The sequence below is a fragment of the Microcoleus sp. Aus8_D2 genome, assembly GCF_036702665.1.
Taxonomy (GTDB): Bacteria; Cyanobacteriota; Cyanobacteriia; order Cyanobacteriales; family Microcoleaceae; genus Microcoleus.
Window position 1 is genome coordinate 85641 of the sequence record NZ_JAUBUN010000020.1, and the last position, 14285, is coordinate 99925.

Below are 14285 nucleotides of genomic sequence, written 5' to 3' on the forward strand. Positions count from 1 at the left end.
TTGGTATAGTCGCCCAAATAGAGGTAAGCGAGTCCCAAATTGCCCAGTGCCCTACCTTCCAATTGGCGGTCTTTAATGGAGCGGGCGATGGCTAACTGTTGCTGTGAATACTCGATCGCTTTGGCCGAGTCGCCTAGAGAGTTGTAAGCGACTCCCAAATTGCCCAGTGCCGTACCTTCCCCTTTGCGGTTTTTGAGGGCGCGATAAATTTGCAGTGCCTGTTGCCACGAATTCAGCGCTGCTGGAAATTGGCCAGTCTGATAATGTTGAATCCCCTGCTCCATCAGCCGATCGCCCTCTGCTTCACTAGCCTCTGTAGTTTGAGCGCTAACCGGAAGTGAGGAGTGCACCGGAATATAAAAAGCAAAAGATAAAAGGCACAAGGCGAGGGGAAAAAGGAAGCCCGATCGCACTTTACAATTACTGGATTTGAGCAGTTTTAGCGAGAAAGGCTGCATGGGATTTTAGGGTTTGGGTTGCGGGAGTTGGCGTTGTTGTTCGATCGCCCTTATTTGTCGCAATCGATCGCTCCAATCTTTCAAAGGTTCGGCTTCCGAATTAGCCAGAGCATCTAGCAATTCCAGCACGGGCGTTTGGTTTTGAGAAGTTTCAGAGGCTTTGCGCGCTTCGGCGATCGCGTCATACCACAGCCCAGCCTCGGCATACAAGTCGATCCGCTGTTGGGGAGTTGACGCGGCTGCAAGTTGAGTTTGCAACGATTCAGCAGGCTGCACCACTTGGATTTCTGCCGTCGCCACCACATTCCTCGAAGGAACATTCCGATCGCACACCAATACCACTTGCCACTGATAGGATTGCCCGATCGACAGTTGGGGCCCATTTGCAGGCAAAGCAACCGACATAATCCCCGGCTGACTCTGCATCTCGGTTCTGTAAAGCAGTTGTCCCGATCGAGTAAACAGCCGGAATTGCAGCGGACGAGAAGTGCGATCGGGTACAAACCAGGTAAAAGTCGGATGCCCGGAAATCGTCTCTCCTACGTGACTAAACGGCACCAAAGCCGTCAATACCGCCGGTGAATTGGCTTCGCAAGTGCCGCCGCGAGTGGTATTCGTCCCGGTGTCTTTCGGTTTAGAAGGGTTTTTAGGAGGAGTGTATCGAGTGGTATTCGTCCCCGTATGTTTCGGTTTAGAAGGGTTTTTAGGAGGAGTGTATTGTGCCACTGCTACAAGAGCGAGAGAGAGCGAAACACTCAGCATTAAACTCGCAATGCCGGCAGAGTAAATGGTTCGACGCTTCAACTCGTGAGTCATCATCGCAATTCCCTCTGTAACTATTTCTACAGTAATCAACAATACACAAACACAATAGAGGACTGCCCACAAGCTTCGTTTGCGGGAAAGCGCAAATTTAAACTGTTGACAGTTGGTAGGGGCGGTGCCCCCGTGTCCGCCCGATCGAGTTGATAGTTAAAGCCAGATCCCCCCTAGCCCCCCTTTAAGAAGGGGGGGACGGGAAGCAGCTTCTGTCTTAAGTCGATATCATGTCCGGTTAGATTTTAGATCTTGCACGCCTTTCAACAATTTTGTAGGGGCGGGTTCGCCAAAGCTCAAAAACGTAGCAAACAAGTTAAATAAACCCGCCCCCATCCCACGAATAACTCCAAATAACCCCCATATTGAGTTCTGTGCAAAATGTCAATCAGCTCGAACTTGCACCTTTACTCTCAACAAAATTCTCTTTTTAAAAGCGAGGGATTCAATATACAAGTTCAATGATAACAGGAATATTTAACCCAAATTTGGTATGATAAAACTATCACCAAAACCACCGCCGTTTCACCGACCAACTTAACTCGCATACCGTTCCCCTCGGTATATTTGGATAGCGCCGAAACGTTCCACCTAATTGTTTGGCTAAATTCTTTGCCAACTGCGTTCCTAATCCTGAAGCTTGAATGTTAGCGTTTAAATCTTGAATTGTCGGTTCCGTTTCACACAGTTGCCCCCTGCCATTATCCGCCACCCGAATCACCTGTCGATCGCCCTCTTGAGTGCAAATTACAGTCAAACGAGTAGCGTCTATCGCGTGTTTCCCCACATTACAAAGCGCTTCTTCCAGAAAGCGGCAGAGTCCTCGCTTGTGTTCCAACCGCAGGTGCGAAGTGTTCAAGGGATCGAACTGCACTACTTTGAATTTAATCGTTTTGAGGTAGGGCAATTCTTGTTCGAGCGTGTTGGAATAGACTTTGTAGAGCAATTCATGCAGTGGAGCTTGCAGGGCAAATTCGATCGCACTTCCCATTCGCAAATGCGGTTCATCGGCGATCGCATCTCGCTGCACCGATCCGTAAACTGCCCGTAATTCTTCATTCAATCGTTGCAAATCCGGTAAAAATGGCGGCGGCGGATCTTGCTCCCGAACAGTTCTCAAAATAGCTACCAATGTTTGTAAAGGCCCGCTATGAATCGCATTAAAAGTCTGTTCGATCGCAAATTGACGTTCTTCCAACCGCAGTCGGAGTTCCTGTTCGTGGCGGTAAAATAACGCTGCCATCAAGCCAGTCCCATTCAACACCAGCACCAATAACACAGGTACGATCGGCACCCACCACCCCAACAGAATTAATCCGTAACATATCGCGATCGGGCTAATACTGGCGATTAAGAGCCCCAACAAAATTTTCCACGGCGATCGCAAAAATCTTCCCAAACTCATCCCCAAGAGTCCCCAGACCCCAATCCAGAGCATTTCCCAGCCATCCGCCCAAACCCGAATCAACGATCGCCGATCGAGTACCGCGCTAATAATCTGGCTGGTAGCGTGGGCCTGCATTTCGACTCCGTAAATCCTTCCGGGATTGATACCCGCGATCGCACCTGAACTTGCCAAATCCTTCGCGCTAAAAGACATCACCCCAATCAGCACAATCCTGCCTCGAATCCAGTTCGGATCTACTTTTCCCTCCTTGATTTGTGCTAGAGAAATGACTCGAAAAGGTGCTGAACCGCTGCGAACATTCAGCAAAATCTGGTTGCCGCCTGCATCCGCCCCCACATATCCGCCAGAGTTTGGCTGCACTCTGGTCAATTCAATGCTGCCAAAGCGCTTCGCGTCTGAATCGCGAATTCCCTTTTCTAGCTCAATTCCCTTTGTCGCGAGATAGCTTTCTGTCAGCCGTAGGGGAAACGAAAAACGGTAATCCTGCGGGGACTTGTGAGCGCCCAATAAACTGCGACGCTGATAGCCATCGGCATCCAGAACCGTATCTGCAAAGCCAACCTGTTCGGGTGGTAGTGCGGGCGGAGGTTCCACGGTAAAGCCACTGCGATCGGGCAGAGCAATCTCGACTCCGATCGCATTTTTGCTGCTGCGAAACACCGATGTCAGTTCAGCATTACCCGGTTCAACCGGAATATCGCGGACAATATCCAGCCCGATCGCGATCGGTTGATAAGTCTGCAATCGTTTGAGTAAATCGGCAATGTCGCGATCGGGAATCGGATAAGTTTTGGCCCGTTGAATATCTTCCTCAGTAATGCCGACAATTACAATCCGTTCATCCATTGGCTCAGGAGGACGCAGCAGCAAAAATCGATCGAACGTCACCAACTCCCAAAACTGAAGCGCACCGCTCAATCTAGCCATCATCACAGCGACAATCACCATCAACCCTGGAAGCGCTCCTCGCCCCCAAGTCGTAACCTCTGTTTTCGCCGCTTGCCATCGATCGCGCTTCATCTCGTTTCCGGTTGAATAGCCATAATACTTTTGTCCGACTGTTTGTCCGACTGTTTGTCCGATGCCCGATGCCCTCTTTGGCCGATGCCCATACAGAATTTATAAGTAATTAGCCAGACTTGAGATCGCTAATCAATTAATCCTTCTTCCCTAGCCCGCACTTCCGTTTGAATCCGCAGATTTTTGTCATCTTCGGGATACACTTCTAGCACATCTCGAATCTTAGTCCAGTAGTATTGCACAGTACGTTCAGAAACATTCATTCGTTTGGCGATCGCAGTATCCTGCAAGCTCTCTTGAAAAGCCAATTGCAACACCTGCATCCAGGCGGGTTTGAGCTGCAAACCGTTGCGGATCTCTCTAGGTGTATAAATCCGCTCGTGCAGCGCCCAATCCACCATCGCCAGCAAGTCTTTCATCGGTTGGCTTTTATCAACAACCGTGAATCCGCCCATATGATTGTCGATCGACGGTTTCAGCCAAACTAAAGTCCGAACATGAGCACTTTGCACCACAATATTCAAACTCGGGTACTTTTCCATCAGCGTTTTCAGGAGTTGAAGCCCAGAATTTGCCTGGGCGGTTTCGCCGATCGCCTCTGGCATCACCAGATCCACAATTACTAGATTAGGGTGCATTTGCTCCATCTGTCGCAAAGCTTCCTGAGCCGTCGGAGCCGTCACAATATCTGCCTCTGGATACTCCTGCTTCAGAATGTTAAGCGTGCCGCCTAAAACCATCGCATGATCGTCCACGACTAAAAAGGTTTGTTTTTCCGGTTGAGGTAAAGTCTGGGGCATAGTTCATTCGTTGTCGCACAACATCGTCAGTTTGTTAATCCATCATCTTCTTATTACAATAAAGCCATTGCTTGGATTCCGTCCTGCATCTGTCCGCCAAATAGGTTTGTGGAGGTCAGCAACGAGAATTGCGCTAAAACGCAATTCTGTTCAATGTGTTGCCAAATCCCCACTTCATCATAATTATTCATCTCTTTCTTCTCTCCCTCTGCGTTCTCTGCGTCCTCTGTGGTTAAATCATTACAAGAATAAGGATAATTTTATGACAGCAGAAGGTTCATATAAAGCCAGCACGTACAATCTGGAACTTGAAGCCGAAATCCAGCGATTACAAGATCAAGTCCTCCTCAGTTGGCAAAAAGAAGCACCCACTTTAAAATGGTTCGGTTTGGCAGACAAGATGAATGTTTTGGAAGCGGGTAGCGGGCCGGGATTTTTTACCGAAAAACTGTTAGAATTGCTGCCAAATAGTTCGATAACAGCGGTAGAAATTGACCCGGTACTGCACGACAAAGCAGTAGAATATTTGCAGGACAAAGCGGGCGATCGAGTAAATTACGTGCAAGCGTCGGTGGTGGATACTGGCTTACCTGCTAACACTTTCGATTTTGCGATCGCCCGTTTGCTGTTCGTCCACCTCCCCGATCCCGTCGCAGCAGCTAGAGAAATATTCCGCATCTTGAAACCGGGTGGTAAACTGGTGATTGTCGATAGCGATGCGGATCTGTTTTGGTTGACAAGTCCACCCCTGTCAGTCGAGACTGTCAGGAAGAAATTCAAACAGGTGATGGCGTCGCGGGGCGGTAATTTGTCGATCGGGCGCAATCTGTGCCGCATTCTCAAAGAAGCTGGGTTTGTTAGCGTTGATTTAGAAGCGGTTGTCAGCCACAGCGATATCATCGGAATAGAAGCGTTTGAACCTTTGCTGGACTCCGGGCCCATTTTACAGTTGGTCAAACAAGGGTTAATTTCCGAGTCAGAAATAGCCAGCTATCTGGTTTCGCGGGATGAGTTTGTCGCTGCGGGCGATCGATCGATGATGAGTTTTTGGTTGATGGCTTGCGGGAAAAAAAATCAATAGAAATCTGGAATAACTCTCAAGCTTCCTCCCAGCAATGACTAATGACTCTTGGTTTGGTGCGTCGCTCATCGATTGTCGATTTTTTTAGGGATTTAAGAGTGGCGACGCACCCGAAGACTCATGACTCTAAAAAAACGAGGATTCAGTAACTTTCGGCGTGCAATCATAATAGTTGCAGTTGGCGATTAAAAAATTAAGCAAACATCGCATCGCAGTGGCTATTTTTTGAACACTAAACTCCCTTCAGAGCTAGATTTTAACAAAACCTAACCCTTGTATTTTCTTTTTCTTCTTCTTCTTCTTCTTCTTCTTCCTTCGCGTCCTTCGCATCTTCGCGGTTCGTTTTCAATCCAAATACCCAACCCAATTCGGCAAAACCTCAGGAGAACCATACCACTTCCCCGGAGAGCGAGGCGAATGCCAAACACCCTCCAACACCAAATTTTCGGCCCCGTCCAAATGAGCAGCTTCCACCGGCGTAATTCCATCGCCCCAAGTTTCGCCCTTCCCCACAGTCAACTCGTAACTTTTATAAGCCAGCCAAGTCCCAAAACTACGCTTGCCAAAAACAGCCTTCCCAGCAGCGCATACGTAGCGCACCTGTGGGTGAAAAGCCCCCGGATAGTGAATTTTGACAAAATCTAGGTTTTTGCGCGTCCAGCGCTCTTGAGAGACGTGCGGCGTGCCTAAACTGATTAAAGTGTTAACACAAGGGTGAGCTTCCCACAAACCTGCATCCTCAAGTACGTCCCCGTGAATCGTGTAAGGCTTTTCGCCCAAGTAAATCCGAGAAATCCAGCCGCCGGCGGAATGACCGATGAGATTGATCTGTTGGCAGCCGTATTGCTGTAACATCTGTTTGACTGTGCGATCGAGCTGCCGCAAAATTGGTACCATCGATCGCCCGCCGAAAGTCGGCAACCAATCTCCCTTGCCCAGTGGTACTGTTACAGTTGGGAAACCTCGATCGACCAAAGATTTTTCTAATTCCCGATAGTCTGAAGCAGCAGCAAAATATCCTGGCAAAATCACGGTTGGTAATGGCATTATCAATTTGAGATTTGAGATTTTTCGATTTTAGATTTTGCGACCGGGGTGCTACGATCTATTTTTCAAGTTCAAAGACGCTTGCCGAAGCATCCTTTGGATCGCTAACATCTCCCGCTGGTTAAACTTTTTGCTTGGGGAATATCTACTTCTATGGCTCGCGAGCCGATTCCAACATTGTATTTTACCCTAGTTGTCGTTCACTTAGAAGACCGTTTTCTATTGGTGCAAGAGCGCAAGTACGAGCAGCAGTGGTATCTCCCAGCAGGGCGAGTGGAAAAAGGCGAGACTTTGCTCGAAGCTGCTGTGCGCAATACCGTCCAGGAAGCGGGCATTTCTGTGATCGTGGAGGGAATTCTCAGGGTAGAGCATACGGTGATGCCTAGGGGCAATGTGCGCCTCAGGGTGATTTTTGTGGCTCGTCCTGAAGACAAGACGCCACCCAAGAGCAAGCCGGACGAGTATACTTTATGTGCTGGTTGGTATTCTCTCAAAGAGTTAGACCAGTTGTCGCTGCGGGGAGAGGAAGTTCGGGAAATGTTTCAATATATGGCAAGCGGCGCTCCAATTTATCCGATCGACTTGCTGAGCATCGAGGGAGCTCCTTTTAAAACATACCGCTATCGCTGGTGAATCCGTCGATCGATTTTCCATGTTTCGATTTTCCATGTTTCGATTTACTTGCAGCTCCGTGAATCACCCGAGCAGGAACAGTAGTCTAAAATTTTGAGAATCGACCAGCCCTGCTCGTGTAGGTGGCACGGTACTCATTTTTGGGCGGGCCCACCGGCCGCGGGCCGAGTTGGCAGCCAATAGATCAGTTTTTTGATGGTGTAACCGAATTGGAAACGCCGATCGATCGAACTTGTCGATCGTGTTTAATAAATTTGGTTCAGTTTTGGGCCCATGAATTGTCATCAAGGTCGATCGGGCAACTTCCAGGGCGATCGTGCTAAAATTATACCTTTGAATTGCCCAACAGCCACGTTTAAAATCACTCTAAATAAAAAAATATCAATTAATAACTATTAACTTCAAATTCCCAATTCCCCATTACCAATTCCCCATTACCAATTACCAATTCCCCAATTCCCCCTTCCCCATTCCCTATGGTCATGACTGACTCATCCTCCCTAGCCAACACCCTTTCCGAACCGCTGCGCCAGCCTTTTTGGTGGGCAGCCCTAGCTTCTGTCGGCATTCACGGAGCGCTCGGAGTCAGCGCCCCGACGCTCTCAAACCTAATCTATGGCGGAAATTCCTCAAAAAATATCCCCGGTTCCGTCGGCTTGGTAGAGCTAACTCCCGCAGAAGCCGGCCGCCTGCCACAAGCCATACCACCGCGACCATCCAATACGCCGTTTTCCCTCGTCGCACCAGTTCCCCTTCCCGCTTCGCCCAAGTTAGCCCCCCCTTTGCCCCCCGCACCTGAATCCATCAACTTGCCCGCCCTGCCGCCGGGAATGCCCCCTCCTGGATTTTTTTCCCCTCTCCCTCCTTCCCCTCTCCCCCCCTTCACAGCCCCAACAGCCCCGCCGCCGAGCAAAACTCCAGCTCCAACTCTTCAAGCCCCCTCCCTGTCAACACCAACTGTCATCCCGCAAGTGCCTCCCAGCGGCTTGATTTTCCCGCCATTACCCGGTAATTTCGATCGCAATATCTCACCGCCGCCACCAGGAGTGACAGGATTACCCCAACTTCCCGGCGGGCCACCGGAAGATGAAGCGGAGACACTCAAAAAGGTTATAGCCAGTAGAGGGGGACTCCCAATATTTCCAGACGGAGCTCCAGTATTTACCCCGGAATTCCCAATTGGCGGCAGGAATTCCGGCCCCGATGGATCTCCAAAATTGACTCAAAAAGATCCGAATAAACGGAATCTGATCTCGGAAACTCCCGAAGAAAGAATCAGGAGGGCACAATTTGACCAGGGACAGCAACAGCTAGAACAGCAGGGAGTTCCGGGTTCAAACTTACCTAACGACAGAGAGACGCAGCTTGCTGCTGCAAATACCTATGTAGCTTTATTTGAGAGATTCAAAAAGGCTTACCCCGACTTGGAAATGACGGCGCCGACTCCTGTGAATGTCGCTTATCCTCAAGAAGCTTGCTCGCAAAAACTCGAAGGAGTAGCAGTTTTCGGAGCAGTTGTCAACCCTCAAGGTTTGCTCAAGGCTGAACCTCAGGCGATCGTCCCCACAGGTTACGGTATTCTCGATAATGCGGCTAAAACAGCGATTATTAACCCTGTTCTAACATTTCCAGCAGCCAGCACCCACAAGCTTTACCAGTTGGCTGTCGAGTTTAAATACGACGAAAAAGTTTGCAGGGGCATTCCTGTCACCCCATCCACCACCCCAACGAAACCCAAACCAACAGCCCCACAACCTCCCGCGCTAGCCCCGACAGAACCCAACCCGACAGGCGAGCCCTCCCCAGCCCCTGCTTCCGCGAAACCGCAGTTTGAGAAGCCGCCGGCCTCCTCAAACAAACCGAAACCAGGGGCCAAACCGTCGCCCTCACCTCAACCAAAGCCCGCCGCCAAACCGTCGCCCTCACCTCAACCGAAACCAGCAGCCGAACAGTCGCCTTCTCCTCAACCGCAGCCCGCCCCCGAAGAGTCCCCGCAGCCCGAACCTGCGCCAACGAACGCCGAAGAGTCCCCGCAGCCCGAACCTGCGCCAACGAACGCCACCGAAGTGTCGCCCTCACCTGAAGCTACGCCAACGAACGCCCCCGAAGTGTCCCCCTCGCCCTCATCTGCGCCAACGAACGCCCCCGAAGAGTCCCCCTCGCCCTCATCTGCGCCAACGAACGCCCCCGAAGTGTCGCCGTCTCCTGCGCCTTCTCCTGCTACCGATAATTAATTGTTCATGAGTTAGTAGGGTGCGTCAGCTTCGATATTTGTTGCTTCTCAAACTAATTTATACTTGCTGACGCACTCTACTTTCTTAACTGAGGTCGAAGGTAAAAGTATTTTTAGGGTGCGTCAGTTCTATATTTGCTGCTGAAACCAATTTTTAGTTGCTGATGCACCCTACTTTCTACTTTCTCGCTGTGGGTCGCAATTGCAGGCTTTTTTAAGTGCTATAAGTATCCACACTTCCGACAGTTTCATGTCTGACGCTCATGGGGGAGGAACCCGGTTTCTACGAGTTTTGCATTGAGTGACCAGAAATACACTCAGAAACCGGGTTTCTGAGGTCGAAGGTAAAAGTATTCGTAGGGTGCGTCATACCATTTGAGATTTGAGATTTTCCATTTTTCGATTTGAGATTGGGAATGACTGATTTCGTAATGGTTTGGAGATTACCTACAGTTGCATTCTTTTTTTAAACTGGTATTAGTTGCCATATTTCTTGCTTCTCCAACCAATTTCTAGTTGCTGACGCACCTACTTTAACGGGAGTTGATATCAAAAATTCCCCATTACCAATTCCCAATTCCCAATTCCCAATTCCCAATTCCCAATTCCCCATTACCAATTCCCAATTCCCAATTCCCAATTCCCAATTCCCAATTCCCAATTCCCAATTCCCTCTCAATTGTATTGAATTTTATACATTTGGAATAAGTCGCCGCTTTGCTTTTTTACTACTTTAGCGCCAGCCGCTTTAATTACTTTTTCCCAATCTTCTATTGTCTCTAAAAATACTTCCCCGGCTCGATAAGTTTCCAGAATTGCCCAATCTTCTGCTAGAGGTGCATTGGGGTTGAGGACATCAAACACAAAATGACCGCCCGGTTTTAGTACCCGCTTTACTTCTCCCATGACTGTACTCCAATACTCTATGGGATAGTAACAACTAAAGCCTGTAGCGAGGCATAAATCGAACTGATCCTCTTCGTAATTTAACTTGTGAGCGGGAGCCCATTCTACTCCTTTGAACAGCTTAGAATTGAGCTGAGGGCCGCGAGCATTTAATGCGTCTCTGGCTGCGCTGCTGATTTCTTGACCGTAAAAATATGCTTCCCATTCCCGCCAAGGGTAAATCAGAAAGCTGACTCCGCAGCCAATGTCTAAACAGCGCTGGTTTTTTTGGGGTTTGGCAAGTTTCCAGAAGGGAGATACTGTTTTTGCTTGGAGTGTTCCGGCGACTGATTCTAGGAAAATTGGCATTGATTCGACTTCTTCGGGTAAGGCGAATGCTTCTCCTCGGTATTCGCGATCGAACCGAGATGCCACCTGCGATAATAAAACTTGCCAGCTATCTGATTTTTCTTTGGCAAACCAAGTCTGCTCTTGATTTGCAACTGGACGATCGGACTTTTTAGACATTCTTTAATTACCTTCTAGAGCCTTTGAGTGCTTTTGTAAAGTTTTGGCGGTAAGGCTTATTAAAAATTAACGCGGGCCAGAGCAGCGACAGTTTCAGCCGATTTGCGAAACTTCTGTCGAAGTTAGTGCGATCGAAACCATTCCAAAATTTCCAGCTCCCCCCGCCGTAAGCGACTAGCAACACCAATCCAATTAACGGTTCCATCAAATAACCCCCTAAGCGACTGATTGGATTTTGAGTCAGCGAGCCTGCATCGCTACTCTTAATCTATCATTTTTCAGCCCCCCTGGCGCACCGATACCTGTAGCAATTCTACCTTCAGCTAGAGACTTCAAAATCCCCGCTGGTGGGAAACTTAAAAATATAGCAGAAGCAAGTTCGGTAAGGGATTATTTAACGGATGTCACGGATGACAGGAAGTTCTGCCAACGACCAATGTACGGGATGTAACCGATGTCACGGATGACAGGAAGTTCTGCCAAAGACCAATGTACGGGATGTAACGGATGAAAGGAAGTTCGGTAATTAAGAGCATCCTAGCTGTCGGGCACGGTTAAAAGTATCAGCCAGAACATAGCTTTCAGAGTGCAAGCAAGAAGCGACTTCTGCGAAAAGTCGATGTGGCAAATCCTAATTCGGTTGAAATCGGTTGCGGTTGAGGGACGACCTCGCTTTCGGGGATTTCAGAGACGCGCGATAACTCAAAGATAATTAACACTGATAGTTAGTGCCCCACAAGTTACAGCAGGCAAGCTTTTTCTAGCGGACAATAACGGTAGAGAGGTTTCTAAGCAAGGAGGATTTTATGCGTGCAGTGCTGATGGCTGGGGGGTCGGGAACGAGGCTCAGACCCCTGACGTGCGATTTACCTAAACCGATGGTGCCGATTCTGAATCGCCCGATCGCAGAACACATTATAAATTTGCTAAAAAGGCACAATATTACGGAAATTATTGCCACGCTGCACTACCTTCCCGATGTGATGCGGGAATATTTTACTGATGGGGCAGAGTTTGGCGTTCAAATGACCTACGCTGTGGAGGAAGACCAACCGCTGGGTACGGCCGGTTGTGTCAAAAATATTGCGGAATTGCTCGATCGAACTTTTATAGTCATCAGTGGCGACAGCATCACAGATTTAGACTTGACCGCAGCTATCAAATTTCACCGCAGCAAGCAATCCAAAGCCACGTTAATTTTAACTCGCGTTCCCAACCCGATGGAATTTGGGGTGGTGATTACCGACGATAATTACCGCATCAGCCGCTTTCTGGAAAAGCCTTCTAGCAGCGAAATTTTTTCCGATACCGTCAATACCGGCACTTATATTTTAGAACCGGAAGTATTGGACTACCTGCCGGCCAATCAGGAGTGTGACTTCTCGAAAGACTTGTTTCCGCTGCTGCTGGAAAAAAACGAGCCGATGTACGGTTACATCGCCGAGGGTTACTGGTGCGATGTCGGCCAGCTTGATGTTTACCGGGAAGCTCAGTACGACGCGCTGCGGGGAAAGGTACAACTGGATTTGACCTACTACGACGAAGTGCGATCGGGACTTTGGGTAGGTCAAAATACTTTTATTGACGATAGCGCGATCGTCGAAGTACCGGCGATGATCGGCAACAATTGCCGAATAGGAGCCCGAGTCAAAATTAACGCGGGTTCAGTAATCGGAGATAATGTGACAGTCGGGGCCGATGCTAACCTCAAACGTCCGATCGTCTGGAATGGAGCAATTATCGGCGAAGACGCTCACCTCAGAGCCTGCGTGATTTGCCGCAGTACCCGCGTAGACAGGCGCGCCCACGTCCTCGAAGGTGCTGTCGTCGGTTCAATGTCGATTGTGGGAGAAGAAGCGCAAATCGGCCCTAGCGTGCGCGTCTGGCCGAGCAAAAATATTGAATCCGGCGCTCTGTTAAATCAAAATTTAATTTGGGGAGAACAAGCGAAGCGGAATTTGTTCGGCCAGCGCGGCGTTCAAGGACTAGCAAATGTGGATATTACCCCGGAATTTGCGGTGAAATTGGGCGCGGCTTACGGCTCGACTTTGAAAACCGGGGCTTCGGTATCGGTTTCTCGCGATCAGCGCAGTATTTCGCGGATGGTTTCGAGGTCTTTGATTGCGGGTTTGATGTCGGTGGGAATTAATGTGGTCAATTTGGAATCGACGGCAATTCCGATCGCGCGCACGGTTTCGTCTACGATCTCAATTGCTGGCGGCATTCACGTTCGCATTTCGCCCGATCGCTCCGACCACATTTTAATTGAATTCTTCGATATCAAAGGCATCAATATTACTAAAGGAGCTGAGAAAAAAATCGAGGGCGCTTATTTTAAGGAAGATTTGCGCAGGGCTCTGATTCCGGAAATTGGAGAGATGTCGTACTTTAACCAAGCTCTCGACGTTTACAACCGGATGTTTGAGCGGCAGATGAATGTTGAGGCCATTCGTTACAGCAATTCTAAGGTGGTAATCGATTACGTTTACGCGGTTTCCGGAGCCATTCTGCCACAAATGCTCGCCAAATTCGGCTGCGATGCGGTGGTGCTCAATGCCAGTCTCAAACAGACTTCTCTGAGCAACGGGGAACGGGAATATTTGCTCGACCAACTCGGCCGGGTGGTGAAAGCGCTCAGCGCTAATTTTGGCGTGCAGGTATCGGCCAACGGGGAACAGCTCATTTTGGTAGACGAGTCGGGAATCGCGGTTCGCGGGGAAATGCTGACGGCGCTGATGGTAAATTTGATGCTGACTTCTCATCCCAGAGGTACAGTAGTAGTGCCGGTGAATGCGTCTTCTGCGGTGGAGGCGATCGCCCGCCGCTATCAAAGCAAGGTAATCCGCACTAAGGCAAACCCAACTGCATTGATGGAAGCCTCTAACAGGAACCCGAATGTGGTTTTGGGCGGTAGCGGTAATATGGGTTTTATTTTCCCGCAGTTGCATCCCGGCTTTGACGGAATGTTCTGCATTGCTAAAGTGATAGAAATGATGACGATTCAGGAGCGATCGCTCGGACAGATCAAAGCCGAACTTCCCCGCGTCACCCACCGCAGTTACAGCGTCCGCTGTCCTTGGACGGTCAAAGGTTCCCTAATGCGGCATTTGGTAGAAACTCATTCGCCAGATCGTTTAGAATTAATAGATGGAGTGAAGATTTTTAACTACAGCGACGACAATTGGCTATTAGTTTTGCCCGATGCTAGCGAACCCACCGTTCATATCTTCGCCAACAGCGAGGATCGAGATTGGGTCTCTGAAACTTTGAAGGAGTACCGCGCCCTCGTTCACGATTTTGTCACCCAAAGCGAGGCGGCGGTTCGACAAGATAAATTTGGTAACGGGTAATCGGTTATTTGTTAGTTGTTAGTTGT

General features: G+C 49.2%; 13 protein-coding genes. 4 read left to right on the forward strand and 9 right to left on the reverse strand.

Features of this window, described 5'->3' with window-relative positions; all coding sequences use genetic code 11:
* From QUB64_RS17435 to QUB64_RS17455, 5 genes are all read right to left on the reverse strand, one after another.
* Window positions 1-458 (reverse strand): tetratricopeptide repeat protein (locus QUB64_RS17435; protein ID WP_333343261.1); only part of this gene is annotated, 458 nt, incomplete at its 3' end.
* 6 nt (window positions 459-464) lie between these two features.
* Window positions 465-1316, reverse strand: a complete 852-nt coding sequence (locus tag QUB64_RS17440) for a DUF928 domain-containing protein (protein ID WP_333272065.1) — start codon at window positions 1314-1316, stop codon at window positions 465-467.
* Window positions 1317-1779: 463 nt separating this feature from the next.
* A complete protein-coding gene (locus QUB64_RS17445; RefSeq protein ID WP_333272067.1) occupies window positions 1780-3702 on the reverse strand; it encodes a sensor histidine kinase in 1923 nt (640 codons plus the stop codon).
* Between the two features lie 128 nt (window positions 3703-3830).
* A complete protein-coding gene (locus QUB64_RS17450; RefSeq protein ID WP_333272070.1) occupies window positions 3831-4502 on the reverse strand; it encodes a response regulator transcription factor in 672 nt (223 codons plus the stop codon).
* A 53-nt stretch (window positions 4503-4555) separates the two neighbouring features.
* A complete protein-coding gene (locus QUB64_RS17455; protein ID WP_333272073.1) occupies window positions 4556-4693 on the reverse strand; it encodes a hypothetical protein in 138 nt (45 codons plus the stop codon).
* Between the two features lie 71 nt (window positions 4694-4764).
* On the opposite strand from QUB64_RS17455, the gene QUB64_RS17460 reads away from it, so the two are divergent.
* Window positions 4765-5583: a class I SAM-dependent methyltransferase gene (locus tag QUB64_RS17460; RefSeq protein ID WP_333272075.1), complete on the forward strand. Its 819-nt coding sequence runs from the start codon at window positions 4765-4767 to the stop codon at window positions 5581-5583.
* Between the two features lie 345 nt (window positions 5584-5928).
* Here the strand turns inward: QUB64_RS17460 and QUB64_RS17465 are convergent, their stop codons facing one another.
* Window positions 5929-6630, reverse strand: coding sequence for an esterase/lipase family protein (locus tag QUB64_RS17465; protein ID WP_333272078.1), 702 nt, complete (start codon window positions 6628-6630; stop codon window positions 5929-5931).
* 153 nt (window positions 6631-6783) lie between these two features.
* Here QUB64_RS17465 and QUB64_RS17470 point away from each other — a divergent pair, with 153 nt between their 5' ends.
* Together QUB64_RS17470 and QUB64_RS17475 are read left to right on the forward strand one after the other, a co-directional pair.
* Entirely contained in the window at window positions 6784-7263 is a 480-nt protein-coding gene (locus QUB64_RS17470) for an NUDIX domain-containing protein (RefSeq protein WP_333272081.1), read from the forward strand.
* Window positions 7264-7745: 482 nt separating this feature from the next.
* Window positions 7746-9497 carry a hypothetical protein gene (locus QUB64_RS17475; RefSeq protein WP_333272085.1) on the forward strand — a complete coding sequence of 584 codons (1752 nt, stop codon included), beginning with the start codon at window positions 7746-7748 and terminating at the stop codon, window positions 9495-9497.
* 465 nt (window positions 9498-9962) lie between these two features.
* Here the strand turns inward: QUB64_RS17475 and QUB64_RS17480 are convergent, their stop codons facing one another.
* From QUB64_RS17480 to QUB64_RS17490, 3 genes are read right to left on the reverse strand one after another with little or no spacing between them, the layout of a single operon-like run.
* Window positions 9963-10175, reverse strand: a complete 213-nt coding sequence (locus tag QUB64_RS17480) for a hypothetical protein (RefSeq protein ID WP_333272088.1) — start codon at window positions 10173-10175, stop codon at window positions 9963-9965.
* Window positions 10172-10909 (reverse strand): class I SAM-dependent methyltransferase, encoded by a 738-nt coding sequence (locus QUB64_RS17485; RefSeq protein ID WP_333272091.1) that lies wholly within the window; start codon window positions 10907-10909, stop codon window positions 10172-10174. Before QUB64_RS17485 ends, QUB64_RS17480 begins: the two co-directional genes overlap by 4 nt.
* Window positions 10910-10916: 7 nt before the next feature.
* Window positions 10917-11114: a hypothetical protein gene (locus QUB64_RS17490; RefSeq protein ID WP_333272093.1), complete on the reverse strand. Its 198-nt coding sequence runs from the start codon at window positions 11112-11114 to the stop codon at window positions 10917-10919.
* Window positions 11115-11715: 601 nt separating this feature from the next.
* Between QUB64_RS17490 and QUB64_RS17495 the strand changes: the two genes are divergently transcribed.
* Window positions 11716-14259: a mannose-1-phosphate guanyltransferase gene (locus QUB64_RS17495; protein ID WP_333272096.1), complete on the forward strand. Its 2544-nt coding sequence runs from the start codon at window positions 11716-11718 to the stop codon at window positions 14257-14259.
* The last annotated feature ends 26 nt before the right edge of the window (window positions 14260-14285 follow it).